The organism is Bacillus sp. FSL W8-0920 (genome assembly GCF_038593215.1).
GTDB classification, from domain to species: Bacteria; Bacillota; Bacilli; order Bacillales; family Bacillaceae; genus Bacillus; species Bacillus pumilus.
This window is the reverse complement of record NZ_CP151974.1, coordinates 1,211,638-1,224,511: the sequence shown is the minus strand read 5'-3', so window position 1 is coordinate 1,224,511 and position 12,874 is coordinate 1,211,638. Positions and strand designations below refer to the sequence as shown.

At 36.3% G+C, this 12,874-nt stretch carries 13 protein-coding genes and 2 pseudogenes; 7 read left to right on the top strand and 8 right to left on the bottom strand.

Annotation, left to right across the window (positions count from 1 at the left end; all coding sequences use genetic code 11):
• Nucleotides 1-82: 82 nt before the first annotated feature.
• Nucleotides 83-1,237 (bottom strand): MFS transporter, encoded by a 1,155-nt coding sequence (locus NSS78_RS05970; RefSeq protein ID WP_212046034.1) that lies wholly within the window; start codon nucleotides 1,235-1,237, stop codon nucleotides 83-85.
• Nucleotides 1,238-1,364: 127 nt separating this feature from the next.
• Here NSS78_RS05970 and NSS78_RS05965 point away from each other — a divergent pair, with 127 nt between their 5' ends.
• From NSS78_RS05965 to NSS78_RS05950, 4 genes and pseudogenes are all read left to right on the top strand, one after another.
• The gene (locus NSS78_RS05965; protein ID WP_212046035.1) at nucleotides 1,365-2,255 is read left to right on the top strand and encodes a LysR family transcriptional regulator; all 891 of its coding nucleotides are present in this window, start codon (nucleotides 1,365-1,367) and stop codon (nucleotides 2,253-2,255) included.
• 15 nt (nucleotides 2,256-2,270) lie between these two features.
• Nucleotides 2,271-2,632, top strand: a pseudogene (locus NSS78_RS05960) (GNAT family protein).
• 103 nt (nucleotides 2,633-2,735) lie between these two features.
• The gene (locus tag NSS78_RS05955; RefSeq protein WP_212046036.1) at nucleotides 2,736-3,434 is read left to right on the top strand and encodes an amino acid racemase; all 699 of its coding nucleotides are present in this window, start codon (nucleotides 2,736-2,738) and stop codon (nucleotides 3,432-3,434) included.
• A 23-nt stretch (nucleotides 3,435-3,457) separates the two neighbouring features.
• Entirely contained in the window at nucleotides 3,458-4,333 is an 876-nt protein-coding gene (locus NSS78_RS05950; protein ID WP_342468312.1) for a LysR family transcriptional regulator, read from the top strand.
• Between the two features lie 32 nt (nucleotides 4,334-4,365).
• Here the strand turns inward: NSS78_RS05950 and NSS78_RS05945 are convergent, their stop codons facing one another.
• From NSS78_RS05945 to NSS78_RS05925, 5 genes are all read right to left on the bottom strand, one after another.
• Complete coding sequence (locus tag NSS78_RS05945; RefSeq protein WP_212046037.1) at nucleotides 4,366-5,196, bottom strand: SMI1/KNR4 family protein; 831 nt, start codon at nucleotides 5,194-5,196, stop codon at nucleotides 4,366-4,368.
• A 183-nt stretch (nucleotides 5,197-5,379) separates the two neighbouring features.
• Nucleotides 5,380-5,505, bottom strand: coding sequence for a hypothetical protein (locus NSS78_RS05940; RefSeq protein WP_262982764.1), 126 nt, complete (start codon nucleotides 5,503-5,505; stop codon nucleotides 5,380-5,382).
• On the bottom strand, nucleotides 5,495-6,622 hold the full coding sequence (locus NSS78_RS05935; RefSeq protein WP_284906246.1) for a tetratricopeptide repeat protein: 1,128 nt from the start codon (nucleotides 6,620-6,622) through the stop codon (nucleotides 5,495-5,497). Before NSS78_RS05935 ends, NSS78_RS05940 begins: the two co-directional genes overlap by 11 nt.
• A 200-nt stretch (nucleotides 6,623-6,822) precedes the next feature.
• Nucleotides 6,823-7,485, bottom strand: a complete 663-nt coding sequence (catA, locus tag NSS78_RS05930; RefSeq protein WP_137054763.1) for a type A chloramphenicol O-acetyltransferase — start codon at nucleotides 7,483-7,485, stop codon at nucleotides 6,823-6,825.
• Between the two features lie 187 nt (nucleotides 7,486-7,672).
• Nucleotides 7,673-7,996 (bottom strand): PH domain-containing protein, encoded by a 324-nt coding sequence (locus tag NSS78_RS05925; RefSeq protein ID WP_212046138.1) that lies wholly within the window; start codon nucleotides 7,994-7,996, stop codon nucleotides 7,673-7,675.
• 331 nt (nucleotides 7,997-8,327) lie between these two features.
• On the opposite strand from NSS78_RS05925, the pseudogene NSS78_RS05920 reads away from it, so the two are divergent.
• From NSS78_RS05920 to NSS78_RS05910, 3 genes and pseudogenes are all read left to right on the top strand, one after another.
• Nucleotides 8,328-8,510 (top strand): annotated as a pseudogene (locus NSS78_RS05920) (hypothetical protein); the annotation flags it as partial.
• A 1,126-nt stretch (nucleotides 8,511-9,636) separates the two neighbouring features.
• A complete protein-coding gene (locus NSS78_RS05915; protein WP_212046039.1) occupies nucleotides 9,637-10,083 on the top strand; it encodes a MarR family transcriptional regulator in 447 nt (148 codons plus the stop codon).
• A gap of 32 nt (nucleotides 10,084-10,115) precedes the next feature.
• Complete coding sequence (locus tag NSS78_RS05910) at nucleotides 10,116-11,060, top strand: acetyl-CoA carboxylase carboxyltransferase subunit alpha (RefSeq protein WP_212046040.1); 945 nt, start codon at nucleotides 10,116-10,118, stop codon at nucleotides 11,058-11,060.
• A 193-nt stretch (nucleotides 11,061-11,253) separates the two neighbouring features.
• Here NSS78_RS05910 and NSS78_RS05905 read toward each other — a convergent pair whose 3' ends face one another.
• Nucleotides 11,254-11,694 (bottom strand): NUDIX pyrophosphatase, encoded by a 441-nt coding sequence (locus NSS78_RS05905; RefSeq protein WP_144503530.1) that lies wholly within the window; start codon nucleotides 11,692-11,694, stop codon nucleotides 11,254-11,256.
• A 29-nt stretch (nucleotides 11,695-11,723) separates the two neighbouring features.
• Complete coding sequence (locus NSS78_RS05900) at nucleotides 11,724-12,563, bottom strand: SMI1/KNR4 family protein (protein ID WP_212046041.1); 840 nt, start codon at nucleotides 12,561-12,563, stop codon at nucleotides 11,724-11,726.
• Nucleotides 12,564-12,874 lie beyond the last annotated feature (311 nt).

Below are 12,874 nucleotides of genomic sequence, written 5' to 3'. Positions count from 1 at the left end.
CGCCATAGCTTATTTATTTAAGAATAATAGGCTATGGCGATTTCAATTGAGCACTCATATTAAAACGTCGGTCAATTTATCGTTAATTGGATCCTACTTCACGCTTTTTACCGAGATTCATGGATAACTGAACGCCAATCATCAGCATGACGATGACAAGCATTGCCACAATAGAAGCATAAAAATGTCCGCTTAGATCGAAAACCAAGCCAATGAAAAACGGACCGAATCCTCCCATGATATACCCGCCCATCTGCGACATGGCGGACCAAGTTCCGGCTTCCTCTGGAGTACGCGTCTCTATAATCGGTAACATGAGCGCTAAAGGAAATAATCCACCTGCACCCATACCTAGGAAAATGACAGCTGGCAAGATCGGCATTGGCAGAAGAAGAAAGATGAGGCCAATCAGCTCAGACAGACTGCATAAGATGAGAAATAATTTCGGTTTTCCTAATCGAGTAACGACCGCTGGAACGAGTAGTGCCACCGGAATCTGAATGAGTGTAAATATGGTCAGCAGCATGGCAGCATATTGCGGACTGTTTCCGAAACTAAGAGCAATCGGTGAAATCCATGCCGTCAAAGAATAAAACATGCTGGACATAAAGCCAAAAAACAAGGTAAATTGAATCGCCTTTTTGTTTCGCAGCGGCAATTTTAACGGCAAGGTTACATGATCACTCTGCTCATTTTTGCGAGCTATACCTACCCATAGAATAAGCGCGATTACCCCTAGAATAGCCCAGCAAGACAATGCAAACGGAAGATGGTGACTGCGTAGGTAAATCGGAATGGTGAAGCCGGAAGCAAGTGCTGCACCTATTGTCATCGAAATGGAATAAACACTGACAATACCAGGATTTCTCGGGAAATACTTTTTAATAAAACTAGACAATAAAGGACCCGCGAAGCTAATCCCTACCCCTCCTGCAAATGCAGTCATGAGCAGAATAGCGACCGATTGGCTTGTACCCCGCAGCGCTGTGGCGATCGTGATGAGAAGAATCGAGAAAAAAAGCGTTCTCTCTAAACCAAAACGCCGGCTGAGTGTCGTCGCAACGGGAGCAAACACCCCCATACAAAGGACAGGCAAAGTGGTCAAAAGACTGGCTGTCAGTGCGTTCACACCAAGCTCTGATTGGATCATACTCATCATAGAAGCCACGGACGTAATGATTGGGCGCAAGTTTAATGCAGCTAAAAATAAAGCGGCTAAATAAAACATTTTTTTCATCAATGCACTTCTTCCTCTCTCTACTTGTTGAAGTTACTTTGAGTATAAATCCGCCGCATTCATTGATCAATACAATAATTCGTATTATGATGATAGTAAAAAACTATTATTAATGAAAGGATGACAAATGGATACTCGGCATATTACATATTTCATGGCTGTATTCGATCATTTACATTTCACAAAAGCTGCTGAGCAATTAGGGATATCACAGCCTACATTAAGCCAGCAGATTCGGCTGCTTGAAGCAGAAGTTGGGATGCCGCTCTTTGATCGAATCGGCAAAAAAGTCGTCGCTACCGAAGCGGGTTCTCTGCTATATCAATATGGGATGAAAATGCTTCAAGCTGAAAGAGATGCAAAAAATGCGATGAAAGAACTATTATCTGAAAAACGGGGAAACGTTCGACTTGCCGTTCTCCCTTCCGATCTTGACTTTCAGCTTGTTCCGCTATTTGTAGAATTTAAAACACTTTATCCTGAAACCAATCTGAAAGCATATTCAACGATCTTCGTTCGTGAAGAGGTTCTGTCGCATAAGGTGGATCTCGGCATCGGGCTGAGAGGGCCTGCGGATAAGCGTCTCATTCAAATTCCACTTGGAAGTGAGCCCTACGAATTATTTGCTCATTCAGAAAGTGAACTAGCCCAACAGAGTGAAGTGACATTGGAAGAGCTGACGCAACATGCTTTGGTCATGTATCCGAAGGGATATCTAGGAAGAGATTTAGTAGAAGACGTATGTAAAGAACAGGGTGTGGAACTAGACACTGTCATGGAGGTTGGGTCCGCATCTTCATTATTGCAGCTGGTTGAAGCCGGCATCGGTGCAACCATTCAGCCGCGAGGATTGCTGCAACAACATGCGACATGGCCAAATATTGTTTCGATTCCTATTGCTGATCCGGCACCTGTTCGTCACTTGGAATTAACTTATTATGCAGATCGATTTGTCAGCAAAGCACAGCAGCAGCTATCTGAATGGCTAATAGACTTTTTCAAATCAAGAACAAACTAAAAATGAGGGTAAAACATGAAGAATGCAAACAGCGTATTTACAAGGACAAACCGGGTAGCGATTCGTCAATTTGATCTGCAAGATATCGATGCATTTTATCAATACCGAGCAAACCCCTCTATTGCAACCTATTTAAAGGAAAGGGCTATATTCACGAAGCCTTGAGTTCAATGATCGAATATATTTTCACTACACTGAACAAGCATAAAATCATTGCCTTTACTGATGTGCGCAATGAAAAATCTATTCGCGTGCTGGAACGTTTAGAAATGAGACGCGAAGGACATTTGCTTCAAAATGATATGTCAAAAGGACATTGGGTTGAAGAATATCAATATGCGATTCTTCAATCGGAGTGGACCGCTAAGCGCCAGTAAAAGACGCTTTTGATAAACCTTCTATATACATATAGAACTTTTCTATAACGCTCACCATGCTTTCTTTTTTTATAATAGAAAAAAAAGAAATGTGGTGGCGTATATGTCTACAACGATCGGAATTATGGGCGGGATGGGTCCTTTAGCAACGATTGATCTGATGAAAAAAATCATTTCTCATACTCCAGCGATAAAAGATCAGGATCATCTCCATGTGATTGCTGATAATTATCCGCAAATCCCTGATAGAACCAATGCCATATTTGGGAAAGGCGAAGATCCTACAGATGATATGATTGCATCAGCTAAGAGATTAGAAAGTGCAGGAGCGGACTTTATTCTCATTGCATGCAATACCGCTCACTTCTTTTTAGAAAACATACGACATTCCACTCATATCCCTATCATGAATATGCCATTAGAAACCGCAAGTTACCTAAACAAACATCACTATACATCTGTGGGCTTACTATGTACTGATGGAACATTAAAAACCGAGCTCTATCAAAGGGCTTGTGCTCATCACAAGATTGACGTCATGACTCCTAGTGAAAATCTTCAGAAGAGCGTTATGAATGGGATATATGCGGTGAAAGCAGGAAAATTATGTAAAGGCGAAAGTGAATTAGCGGTAGCTGCAGAGATTTTAATCAATCAAGGAGCAGAAGCCATCATTGCCGGCTGTACAGAAATCCCCTTAGTCTTAAGGTCAACTAAAGATGTGAAAGTGATTGACCCTACTGTCATTTTGGCGAAAGAAGCTGTAAAATTAGTGTATGAGCTTGAAAAGCTAAACATTTAAAGTACGTAATTTAAGGGGATAAAATGAATATTGAGAATATAGAAGCGTTTATTTTCGTATGCCAGCTAGGCAGTATCAATAAAGCTGCGGAAGCACTGTATTTAACCCAGCCTTCTGTTTCGGCACGTATTCAATCGTTAGAAAAAGAATTAGACCTAAAATTATTTGATAGACAGAGAAATAAACTATCTCTGACGGAAAAAGGTGAACAGTTTTACCCGCATGCCAAAAAGATCCTCCATTCTTATCAAGAAGCAAAGCATAGTCTCAAACAAACGATGATTCCTTATGAATTGACGATTGGATGCGCATCCTCTATTTCCAATAATCTATTGCCTAACATATTGCCCGCCCTAAAAGAAAAATACGAAAACCTGAAAGTGAAAATCGTAACAGGACACTCAAAGGATGTTGTCCAAAAAGTGATTAACAACCAAGTAGACTTTGGCATTGTCAGGACTGAAACACATCCTCAAATTGAATCAATCCCGATTTTCAGTGATCCAATCGGGCTGTTCGTCCCAACTCATCACCCGCTCGCTAGCCTTGACAACATTAATATGAAAGAACTAGAAGAACAGCCTTTTATTTTCTTTGACTATGGGTCATTTGATTGGTTGATGCTCCACCGATTATTTCAAAAAAACAGCATCACACCGAACATTTCCATTGAGGTTGATCATATGGAAACCGCAAAAAATTTAGTACTTCAAGGAATGGGACTATCGTTTCTACCTCATCATTGCGTGAGAAATGAGGTAGAACAAGGAACATTAAAACAAATTTCAATCGATCCATCCATCAATTTCAACATCAATATCGAGTTCATTTATAAAAAAGGAAAATCCAAATCAGTTTTCATTGATCAACTCAAACAGTTTTTTCATGAATTAGATTAAAAAAGCCCTTTTTAGGGGCTTTTCTTCTTTCACTATCGTTTTTCCACTGGATGAATGTCTTCTCCCAAAAAGGGGATATTAGGCTCTCCACTCTTTTCTAGAAATTCAGCAATTTCTTGCAGCTCTTGATCGATACGGTCATTCCTTGGCATATCCGGGTTTAACAGAAGGATGGAGTGAATCGTTGTCGCTGTTTCATACAAGACATGTTGATCTTTTATCTGTTGGATGCATTGTTTCATACGATCGAAAAACCATTCGATCTCTTCCGTTTCTTCCATCGAATAATGTGCCATTTTGAAGAGATTCTGCTGACGAAGGTCCTGCCTCTCAAATATGTGTTCAAGCTCTTCTTTACTGACATATAAATCAGAATCTTCCTCCTTAATCTCTACTACTTCGACCATCGCATCTTCAGCTGTATATAACTTCTCAATAAAGTCATCGAAAGTTTCTGCCAGCTTAAAATCTACTTCCAGCTCTAAATCAAAATAGTGAATAGAAGGATGTTCCTTCGTTTCTCGATAATCCATGGCGATCCATGTATCTTCTTCTCCGCTGATGATCACAAGTCCCTCAGGCAGATTCAATTCATTACTTAACTCGGGACTATTCATGATGCCATCACCTTTGGCGATTCCTCTTAGATGGTCAAATTGAACATGATCCTCAGCCCATGAATTCGGCTGTTCCGTTGGAAAAGCATTGCGAACTGTAAAACCGCCATTCCATTCTAAAATGAGCTTTTTGTATGTATCAGGTAAAATGACTCCAAGTATGCCCTCTGCTTCATGAATTTGTTCCTCATCTATCTTTTTTAACGTAAAAGGACTCTCTTCTTCTTTTTCCCAGAATGATTTCAAAGTGGGTGCCTCCCAATCTGTATTAAGGTCAGTATAACATTGGTTCATTATGAATTCTCTACTCAAACTTATCTATTAATAAACTGGTGATGAGGAGAAGATCATAAACCTTTCATCCTCTCTGAGACCTTAAAGGCTATAAGCTTTACGACAAAATAAAAAAGCCCCTTGGAGGAGGCTTTTTTACGTTTGTTTTCTTGAAGCAACCTCGATGTTGCTGTTATCACTTTTAGAAAGTGATGGAATACCAGCAGTAGATGCGAGTACAATGACTGCCAATGCACAAAAAACAACTTTTTTAATACTCATAAAGACAGTCCCCTTTCAAAATTTTTGTTTGCGCGTCCAACATTTTCATTAAAAATTCATTTGCTGTTTCGTGATCATTTTTAGATTTGAACACACCTGCCACATCATAAGACAGCTCTTCTAAATAAGCATAAATTTTGTTCTCATCTAAAAAATGAAAGACCTGTTTAATTTGGTCAATATTTACTTTATCAACATATAGGGCTTTGATAAAGTGGAACAGTCGTTTGTATAAATCGTCATCATATTGAACAGAGATCGAAAAGCCATAATCAAGGACATCTTTTCCCTTTTTATAATCGCCTTTTTTCATCAATAACGATGACAGAAAATAAAGCGAATGTGGTAAGTTGTCATATCGTTCATTTTTGTTGATACGAACAGCCTTTTCACAATAAGCAATAGCTTGATCTGTATCACCTAAACATTCATAGCAATCAGCCAGATTATAATATGCTGATGAGATCAATCTATTGTTTTGAATTTCTTCAGCCATCCTTAAAGATTTTTCTAAATGAGGAAGAGCTTTATCGCTGCGTTTCATATCATCGTAGTTTCCTGCAATTACAAATGAGCATTGAATCTTTCTTACTTTATACAGGTCATATTGTTCGTAAATCTCCATTGCTTTCAGAATATGGTGCATAGATACATGTGTCTGTTTCATCATGTAATAAGCTTCTGCAACTTTAAAATGGAATTCAGCTCTTTCAATTTCGTCAGAAACAATCTCCAGCTTTATTTCTGCTTTTCTATAATATTTTATCGCTTCTACATACTCTTTATTACTGAATTCATACATGCCTCTGAAAAATAAATTGTAATACTCTAACATGCCGGTGAGCGTTTCTTGAGAGGTTTCTATCAGATCTAAGAGGGATGAAATGGTTGGTCTATTTTTATTAAAGTCTACAGGTTTAATGTAATCTAACATGATTTGATGTCGAAAGCACATCAATTGATAATAAATGAGTAAATCTTGATCCTCTTCCATTCGTTCAATTTCTTGTTCTACCTCAGCTTTCAAAATCTCTGCGTCGGGTACACTGAATTGCCGAATCATTTTATACCATTCATTTATTTTCACACCTACATGTGAAGAAAGAACTTTCTCCATCCCTTATTCCCCTTCCACTAATTTCCCTTATATTACATTTATTATCACATATAGGAATTTACAAAGCACCGAAAAGAAACCGCAAAAAGAACAATTGTTACATCAATAAACCTTTGGCACATTATCATTACAAAACAAAAAGGCAGACTCATTTCAGTCTGCCTTCATCTTCTAGATTTTCATGGGAACACCTTTTGTCTTCAGGTAATATGCAATGAATCATTTAACCACTCGTCACAATGTTCAATAAGCCACCTCAAATATTCAACATATTGACCGGCATGATAGCCATCACAAACAGCATGATGTACTTGTATGGCAACGGGCAAAATGATTTTTCCTTCTTCCACCTTAAATTTGCCTATCGTAAATATTGGCAGTAAATAAGCTTCATCTGTAGATACATTAAGGTTAAAAGAAGTAAAATCAATCCACGGTAGACTTGAAATATTGAACATGTTTTCTGGCATATGAGGTTTCGGAAATAGGTTGCTGCTTTTGCTAAATGTTTCAATATCGGCTACACAGCTTTTATAAAACTGAGCAAAGTTTTCATCAAAAGGCGTCCAAATACTTGAAAACGTCTTTGTTTCTTTATTTAGAATTGTATAACTAGGATGGAGAATCTCCCAGTAACCCAGTTCATCGTTCACTTGATCCATCCGAAACTCAGGAATTTTTTGCACAGCTCTTGCTAACAAATAAATTTGCACAGGATATACTTTTAGCTTTTTTTCTTTTAATATTGCATGCAATTTCGTGATGTCTAGATTGATCACCAGGCTATATGAGCATCGGGTTAACGTCATATAATGGTGAAAGTGCTCTTTTCGCGGATAATTTTCGTCTATTTGTTTAAACAATTTTATCTCCTCCTGAATGTGATTTACTGTATTCAGGAGGAGACTTTATCTGTTTTCACCACCACAATCATCCTTTCAAGAGATATGTCATGTTTCTGTCCATTCAAAGTCTACCATGAGCTTTGCCTACGTTAAAGCCTGCAGCAACTCGAATAAAAAAGCACCTTCTATTGTAGAAGTACTTATCTTATATTCTAGCACTAGCTTTTTTATATTTTCGAAGAAATTGATGACCTTCATTTAAAAAAACTAGAAAACGCTTATTTATAGTTTCAATAACGATTCTATCTGGTTGACCATATGGAGCACCAATTCTATAATCAATATCATCTGCAACTCCATACTTGTCCGACTCTTTAATACTAACGATTTGATCAATTGGTATTTCTGTTTTAGATAAACCAAATTTTAAGACTAAGCATTTTTCATCAAAACTATAACGAGTTTTTAGGAAAACAGTAAAAATAAAGAAAAGTGCTAATAAAAAGATTAACATAATTACATATTCCATAGAATCACTCTTTCTTATGCTTTTATCTAATTTTACCATGTTTTTTACTTTTTAAAACCAACAACTTTAATAGAAGTGTTATATAAGTTTAAATTCACCCTAGTAAGGCAAGTTCTATGAAGTGCTGTTCATACATTTGTATAAGTTAGCTACGATTCCCCCTCCTCTATATTAGAAAAAATGACTGAGATACTTCTCACTGTTTTACCAAAGTAAAACTTATTAAAGAGCATCTATATATGTCCATCGTACTTTTAGTGAAGAAATCAATTGTTTTAGTTCGTTGCGAATGACCTTTGTTCGTGTAATTCCTCAAGGAGGTGCTTGGTTAGTGACACAGGAAAATAAGGCATCAAAAGGTCTGTTAATTACTTTACCTGCCGCTATTATCGCTATTGTATTGATTTTAGGAAAAATTGGTACGCCTGTAACAAATATTTTATTTTATGTAGTAGCTTTCGGTGTAATGTGTTTAACTGTTTCAAACTTAATAAAAGACTATAAAAAAAAAAGAAAGATTGATTACTTGTTCAGGGCGCTAATTTATATAGCTGTGAAAAACAGGATAATGAACCCTTCAATAGAGGAAACAAGCGTTACCAAAATACGGTTTCATGATCTTAGACACACTATGAAACTATTTTATTGTTAAATGGCGCACCTGTCGTATCTTAAATTGACCACACTGAAAAATACAGTGTGGTTTTTAATTTTTATAATGTTTTCTTATATTTTAGAAATACAAAAGCCATTCTCGATTATCTCACGAATGTCTCTTTATCAACGTCTTTTCATATGATATGATTCCGACTGGGCTCGAACCTGCGTCCTCTACCCTGTCAAGGTGAATGACCTCATCCGAAGCAAACGGACGTTCTCTGAAAAAGACTGATTTAATAAGGTTCTATGATGAGCCTTTCTGATAAAAAATGTGCATTTCTGAAGAAAACTGAAAGAGTTGGTCCCCATATAAAAACAGACCCTGCAGGGCCTGTTTTAATTTTGCCTATATGTTTTGAGATGTTGTGTTTCGATCAGCTACAATCATCTTAAGAGCAATCATCGTAAAACCCTTCTTAAAAGTCATACAAACAATCCCCTCTCTGAGTTTTGAGTTGTGTTTCTAATACATTTCGTAGCTTCTTCAAATCGACCTTGTTTCCCTACTCATCTGCATATACTATATAACATGCTTTAGAATAAGCGAATAGCTGTTTCTGCTCTATACTGAAACACCTCGGCAAGCTGCTCCTCATTTATATTATTAACATAAATCGCTTCTAAGAAGTTAATTAGATTTTTATAAAGCTTGTTAGGGGCTTCCTCACATGCCCATCAACTTAAGAATTTAGAATTCCCCACCAAAAATTATGAGTTTTTTTGTACAAGTTATCACAAAATTTCGTTTTTGGGGTAGTTTTATTTTCTTAGCTTTATTGCGATGAGCGGTACCCCATAAAGGCCCCTGATACATAATTGATGTTCTACCATTTGTAGAAAACAATCCACTTATACCATTTTAACAAGAAGAAATATCTCATCCTTGTTGTAATATTGGCTTACGTTAAGCTTGTGAAAAAATCATATTCATGTATAATACAATTGATGTATAATACATGAATTGTAGGAGGATGACCTTTTTGAAAAGAGAAGATGCCTTAAAACTAAGATCAGATATTAAGAAAATGATTATAATAACTGGGGTTTTTGAATCTCAAAATTTGCCCAATGGACCATTTGAAAAACCTCTACCAACTTCTCAAATGATGGCGTTAGAGGAACTAGAGGTGGAAAAATTAACTGTTTGGCAACTATCCAATAAACTTAGATTAGAGACTTCAACTGTGAGTAGATTGGTAGATAAGTTAGTAAAAAAGGGGCTTGTTTATCGTGAAGTAAATGAAAAAAATAGAAGAGAACTTTTTCTGCACCTCACAGAAAAAGGTCACACAACTGTTCAATACTTAAGAGAGCAATCCATTACATTTTATCAAAATATTCTCAATAACTTATCAGAATCAGAACAAAAAATAGTTGTGGCTGGTTTTGAATTATTTATTGATTCTATTTCTAAGCCTTTTGATTAGAGTGAGGTAAATCATAACATTTGGAGGGTATAATGAGTTTGGATTTTGAACGTCCTATTATTGAATTAAAAGAGAAATTTGATGAATTAAAGAAAATAATGAAAGAACATAATGTAGATTTATCGTCAGAAATTCATGTATTAGAAAAACGTTTAAATAAAATGCAAGATGAAATTTATTCTAATATTACACCTTTTCAACGAGTTCAAATTGCAAGGCTACGTAACCGGCCCACGACATTGGACTATATACCTTTATTGTTTACAAACTTTTTCGAACTTCATGGTGATCGATTATATGGTGATGATCAAGCAATGATAGGTGGTATTGCAAAATTTAAAGGAATGCCCGTTACGGTTATTGGTCATCAAAGAGGTAGAAGTACAAAGGAAAATATAGAAAGAAATTTTGGAATGGCTCATCCAGAAGGATATAGAAAAGCGCTAAGACTTATGAAACAAGCTGATAAATTTAATCGCCCTATTATTACATTTATTGATACAATAGGCGCCTATCCAGGGAAAGGGTCTGAAGAACGTGGAATTTCTGAAGCAATAGCTCGAAATCTATTTGAAATGGCTACGCTTAAAGTGCCAATTGTTTGTATTGTAATTGGAGAGGCATCAAGTGGTGGAGCTCTTGGCATTAGTGTCGGTAACCATATCCATATGTTAGAGTATTCATGGTACTCGGTAATTTCGCCAGAAGGAGCAGCATCTATCCTATGGAAGGACGCTAAGTATGCTCCAGAAGCTGCTAAACATATGAAAATTTCAGCAAAAGATTTAAAACATTTAGGAATTATTGATGAAATCATTCCTGAAATTAAAGGTGGAGCACAAAATGATATAAAATCACAGGCAAAAATGATTGAATCTGCAATCGAATCATCTCTAAAAAAATTGATACTATTATCCTCGGAAGAGCTTATACAACAGCGATATGAAAAGTATAGACAAATAGAGAATAATAAATGAAAATATTTAAAGTCCGTATTGCATTTCTGAAGAAAACTGAAAGGGTTCGTCCCCAATCCCTCCGCATAAAAAACAGACCATGTAGGGTCTGTTTTAATTTTGCGCTTTGAGATATTGTTTAAGAAAAAGCTTTGCTATAGAGGTAATGTACCAAAGCTTTTCGATTAATTTCGCTCAACTATCGGTTTTTCAGCTAACACTTTGATAGCCTTTTGTTTAGTTCCCACAAAGCTGTTTTGTTACTATCCCATTTTAAAAGAGTTACCGCTTCCTCAAAACACACCCATTTATAATCAACGTGTTCTTTAGATAATTTAATATTTTTTGTAGAAACTTTAACGCCAAAAGAAAATTCTTTTATCACATAAACATCTTTTCCCCAAAGAAATTCACCAACTACATCCTCTACGGGGAGTGAAGACACAGAATGAAGTTTTATATATGGACATTCTCTTATAATTCCAGCCTCTTCAAACGCTTCCCGTTTTGCTGCTTCTATAGGAGTCTCACCATCTTCTCCACCACCAGCTATTCCTTGCCAATAACCATAATCGCTTCGATGAAAAATAGCATAAAGAATGGAATTTTCAGTTTCTATATAAGGAAATATCAATACTTGATACGGTGCTCTCATTGCTTAACCTCTTTTTCTTAAAATTCACCTTAAATAATACTCTCAAACTCACTAAGAATAAGTTCGCCTACATTTACTACAAGTGGATCTTCATTACTTTGTAAGAAATCGGATATTTGTTGCACCAGCTCTTTAATATTATTATTGATTGGCATATTTGGATTCAACAAGAGAATGTTATTAAACGTATCAGCTACTTGATAAAGCGCATCTTCATCTTTTGTTTTTTCAATGTGATATTGCATCTTTTTAAAAAACCATTCAATTTCGTTCAAATCAACCATCGGGTAATATTGAATTTTATACAGATTACCTTCATCAACGACGTCCAATTCAAATATGGCTTCAAGTTCTTCTTTACTCAAATAAACTTCAGTAAGCTCATATTCAACCTCTGTTGCTTCCTCATCAATAGTGTACTCAACTGTATAAAGCCCCTCAATGAATTCATCAAAGGAATCTGCTAATTTAAAGTCTTCTTCCATCTCAACATCAAAATAATGAATTGCAGGATTCTCTTTCGTTTTTCGATAATCCATCGCTACCCAAGTATGGCCATCCCCGTTAATCAAAACAAGCCCTTCTGGCAGCTCCCACTCTTTTATTAAATAGGCACTATCCATAATCCCTTCACCTTCAGCAATTCCAAGCAGGTGATTAAATTGAATGTGATCCTCAGCCCATGAATTAGAGTGAGTCGTTGGAAAAGCATTATGAACTGTATAACCACCATTCTGTTCTAATATGAGCTTTTTATATGTATCTGGCAAAGTGACACCAAGTTTCTTTTCAGCTTTAGCTATTTCTTCTGCGTTGATCTTTTTTAACGTATAGTAAGCTTCTTCATCTATTTCCCAAAAAGATTTCAAAGTTTTTTTCCTCCTAGTGTCATTTAACAAACCTTTTTATATTCTATAAAACTGTTTTTGGTGGTAACTGTCTTTCTGATCTTGAGAGAAAGATTGATCTAATATGATTCACTTCCGTAAGAATCCAACAATTGATGACCTAAAAAGGAAAACGAAAGATGAATCGACGATACGTAAGGCAGTTGGGAATCATGTACCACGTAAAGAATTGACTTGGGATAATGAGAAAAAAGAATGACGTTTTAGATAAAGAATAAATTTCTAATACATTTAGCTAATTAAGGCACTTTCATATTGCGGGGTTTTACTTA

Coding starts and splice junctions, on each gene's coding strand:
- NSS78_RS05970 (WP_212046034.1), bottom strand. CDS start 1,237: ATGAAAAAAATGTTTTATTTAGCCGCTTTATTTTTAGCTGCATTAAAC.
- NSS78_RS05965 (WP_212046035.1), top strand. CDS start 1,365: ATGGATACTCGGCATATTACATATTTCATGGCTGTATTCGATCATTTA.
- NSS78_RS05955 (WP_212046036.1), top strand. CDS start 2,736: ATGTCTACAACGATCGGAATTATGGGCGGGATGGGTCCTTTAGCAACG.
- NSS78_RS05950 (WP_342468312.1), top strand. CDS start 3,458: ATGAATATTGAGAATATAGAAGCGTTTATTTTCGTATGCCAGCTAGGC.
- NSS78_RS05940 (WP_262982764.1), bottom strand. CDS start 5,505: ATGAGTATTAAAAAAGTTGTTTTTTGTGCATTGGCAGTCATTGTACTC.
- NSS78_RS05935 (WP_284906246.1), bottom strand. CDS start 6,622: ATGGAGAAAGTTCTTTCTTCACATGTAGGTGTGAAAATAAATGAATGG.
- NSS78_RS05925 (WP_212046138.1), bottom strand. CDS start 7,996: ATGGAATATGTAATTATGTTAATCTTTTTATTAGCACTTTTCTTTATT.
- NSS78_RS05910 (WP_212046040.1), top strand. CDS start 10,116: ATGAGTTTGGATTTTGAACGTCCTATTATTGAATTAAAAGAGAAATTT.
- NSS78_RS05905 (WP_144503530.1), bottom strand. CDS start 11,694: ATGAGAGCACCGTATCAAGTATTGATATTTCCTTATATAGAAACTGAA.